Origin of the sequence: Flavonifractor sp. An306 (genome assembly GCF_002159455.1) — a bacterium.
GTDB lineage: Bacteria > Bacillota > Clostridia > Oscillospirales > Oscillospiraceae > Flavonifractor.
This window is the reverse complement of sequence record NZ_NFIQ01000139.1, coordinates 1-3376: the sequence shown is the minus strand read 5'-3', so window position 1 is coordinate 3376 and position 3376 is coordinate 1. Positions and strand designations below refer to the sequence as shown.

Annotated in this window: 3 protein-coding genes; all 3 read right to left on the bottom strand. The window is 52.7% G+C overall.

Annotated elements, in window-relative coordinates; translation table 11 throughout:
• Positions 1-188: 188 nt before the first annotated feature.
• Entirely contained in the window at positions 189-812 is a 624-nt protein-coding gene (locus tag B5F88_RS18715) for a TetR/AcrR family transcriptional regulator (RefSeq protein ID WP_087348989.1), read from the bottom strand.
• Between the two features lie 93 nt (positions 813-905).
• The gene (locus B5F88_RS18710) at positions 906-1253 is read right to left on the bottom strand and encodes a sigma-70 family RNA polymerase sigma factor (protein WP_204885876.1); all 348 of its coding nucleotides are present in this window, start codon (positions 1251-1253) and stop codon (positions 906-908) included.
• 7 nt (positions 1254-1260) lie between these two features.
• A complete protein-coding gene (locus tag B5F88_RS18705; RefSeq protein ID WP_087348985.1) occupies positions 1261-3030 on the bottom strand; it encodes a recombinase family protein in 1770 nt (589 codons plus the stop codon).
• Positions 3031-3376 lie beyond the last annotated feature (346 nt).

Below are 3376 nucleotides of genomic sequence, written 5' to 3'. Positions count from 1 at the left end.
GAGGTTTGACACGTTCCCATTGTTCTGTTGTTAATTCATAGCATTTCATACCTCTAGTTTCGCATATCTGCTCCTTTTGTGCAACTTTTATTTTTCAAACAAGCCCTAATCGTATTTGTATTTATTCTGGGTAAAAAAATCCGCCTGAACCCTCGCTTGTCACATCCATTCAGGCGGAGCGCAACGCACTATTCCCTTTCGTCCTGTTCCCGCAGCCGCTCCAGACAGTCCACAATCCCCTCAATCTGGACGGCGATGGTCTGGTCAACCGCCTCCGGCACAAGCAGCGGCAGCGAGCCGGGGATACCCCGGCGGACAATCATGACGGTCAGGCTCAGATTGGTGAACAGACTGATCCGCTCTCTGTGGGCCCGCACCCCAAAGCACTCCAGAATACCGCCAAACAGTTTGGCCTGCTTCTCCCGGAACACCCGGCGGCTCTCCGGCGGCAAGCGGCGGAATATCATCTGCTGCTCCTCAATGGTCAGAACCGCAATGCCGTTTTGCTCCCCGTAGCAGCAGCTGTGGAGAAACCGCCTGACCCCCTCCCGCCAGCTCAGGGCCGGGTCGGCCATCAGGCTCCGGGCATAGGAGAGGACCCTGGGCTGCTGCAGGTAGAGCGTTTCCACAATCAGGTCCTCTTTTGTGGAAAAAAAGGTGTAGAAAAAGGTGCGGGAAATGCCCACTGCCTGATAAATCTGCTCCACCGTTGTGTGCTGGATCCCCTGCCGCGCCATCAGCTCCAGCGCCGTAGCCACCAGGGACTCCCGAATATGCTCCCGCTCCTGGGCGGAATACCCCACCTTCGGCAATTCGGTCCCTCCCATATAAAGATCATTCAATTTAGTTGTCTTTATTTTATCATATCACCGGTCCCGGCACAAGCGCTATTTGACACGGTCCTGCTACCGGCCTTCCATGGCGGCCTCCAGCTTCTTTAAGGCCTTCTTTTCAATGCGGGAGATGTAGGAACGGGAAATCCCGCACTGCTCCGCGATCTCCCGTTGGGTCATGGGCCGTTTCCCGCTCAGCCCATAGCGCAGGGTGATGATCATGCTCTCTCTGGGCTCCAGACAATCCCGGACGCATCGCCGCACCTTCACGCAGGCGTCCCGCGCGTCCAGCTCCTCCAGCATGTTGTCATCCACGCTGATGGTGTCCATCAGGGACAGAGAGTTCCCATCCCCGTCCCCATCGATGGAGTCGGAGAGGGACAGTTCCCCTTGATTCTTCCGCTGGGCGCGAAAGTGCATCAGAATCTCATTTGCTACCTGCTCCTGACGGCTCCGCAAGGCCCCGTTCCGCCGCTTCTGCAAGATTTTCCTCTGTTTGACCGTCCACGACCCGCTTCCCCAATCCTGCTGGAATTTTGGGAAACTCGTATTCATACTCCGAGCCAAACAGCACCACATGGGCGTCCGTCCCATCCCAGATAATCTCTTTGACAAAGGTACGGATGGCCGCCCGCTTCTGCTCCACCGTCATTTTGTCCACGGTGTCCTTGAACGTGGACAACATCTGCGCCAACAGGTCAAACTCAATGTCCGCCAGGGCATGGCTGGAGGTCAGTTCTTTCAGTTCCGCCAAATGCCGCTTCAGGCCCTCCCCTTTCTCGTGCAGCTCATCAATCTGCTGCATAATATAACTTTCGGCAGAGGTACCAGAGGACTTTCCCAGGGCAGAGACAAGGCCCTTGATCTCCTCCTCATTTGCAGCGATCTCAGTTTCTAATTTGGAAATCTCCTCGTCATAGCTTTGCCGGTTGCCCAGCAGCGCCCGCTTGCTCTGTTCCAGCTGCCGGATAAAATCGGAGCCGTCTTCACTCAAATGCTTCAACTGCTCTATAATATCGGCGTCCAACATGTTGCCGTTACAGTTTTTCATATTGCAGACATGACCCCGGCTGCGCTCCTTCATAGAGCAGAGGTAGGTATAGATCGTCTCCCCTTTTATGTTCCGCCGCTGGGACATTTTGGGGCGCATGTACTCGCCGCAGTTGCCGCAGACAAGCAGGCCGGAGAGCAAGGCCACATTGCTGCGGGGCTTGCGGTAGCTTTTGGATTTGTTCCGCTCCAAAATCGTCTGTACCTTGACCCATGCCTTCCCCTCGATGACGCCCTGGTGCTTGCCCACCGACACGATCCATTCCTCCATTGGCTTGATCTGGTGGGCTCTACCCGGCTGCTGTAAGGTGCGGTTATAGGCCATGATGCCGTGGACACCATCAAAGTCGCTTTGCTCCGCAAAGAGGTCCACATGATTTTTCGTCAGGTAGTCATAAGCAAATTCATCGGCAATCAGATAAACCGGATTGGACAAAATCCCCTTGACGGCAAAGCGGGTAAACTGCTTGCCGTTTTTTGTTGTATAGCCATTCTGCAGCAGATATGTCTCCGTCTTTGTCAGCGAGCCGGTTTCCAGAAACTTGTCGTAGATCAACTTGACGATGCCGATCTCCTCCGGGAGAATCTTCAGCTTGCAGGCCCTCTTGGTCTTGCCGTCGATGGTCACATGGGAGACACTCTCCGACTCATAGCCGGTGGGGGTGTTACCGCCCAGCCAGCGCCCTGTTTTGGACAGCTCATGCATATTGTCGCGGATGCGCTCGGCAATGGTTTCCCGTTCCAGTTGAGAAAAAACCGAGGAAATATACATCATCGCCCGGCCCATGGGAGAGGAAGTGTCAAACTGCTCCTTAATGGAGATGAAATCGATCTTCATTCTATTCAGCTGCTCGATCAACTTGGCAAAATCGCCGATGTTGCGGCTGATCCGGTCCAGGCGGTAAACAACGATGGCCCGGAAGTTCTTTTCTTTTGCATCGGCCATCATTTTTTTGAATTGGGGACGCTCCAGCGTACCGCCGGAGAACCCCTCATCCTCATATATCAGTGCCTGCTCTGCGGCATCGTCTCCGAACTGCAGCCGGATATATTGTCTGCACATTTCAATCTGGTTTTCGATGCTCTCCCCTTTACCGGTGAACTTGGATTTTCGGGAGTAGATGACGATTGGATTGGCAGCGACCATACTATCACCGTCCTGTAATGTAATATGATATGTTTGTTAGATTAGTATATCATATCGTCCCCGCTTGGTAAATACATAAAATAATTTTTCGGCGGTGCAGTCTATGCCGTTATCCAAAAAAGAAGGATGCGCTGCAAAAACAATCGTTTTGCGGCACATCCTTTTCTGGTGTTTTTACCGTGATAGGATTCCCTTGTGCTTCGAGCAATTATCTGTCAAAATAAAAGCAGATCTGTTTAGGGTTTGTTTGAAAAATAAAAGTTGCACAAAAGGAGCAGATATGCGAAACTAGAGGTATGAAATGCTATGAATTAACAACAGAACAATGGGAACGTGTCAAACCTCT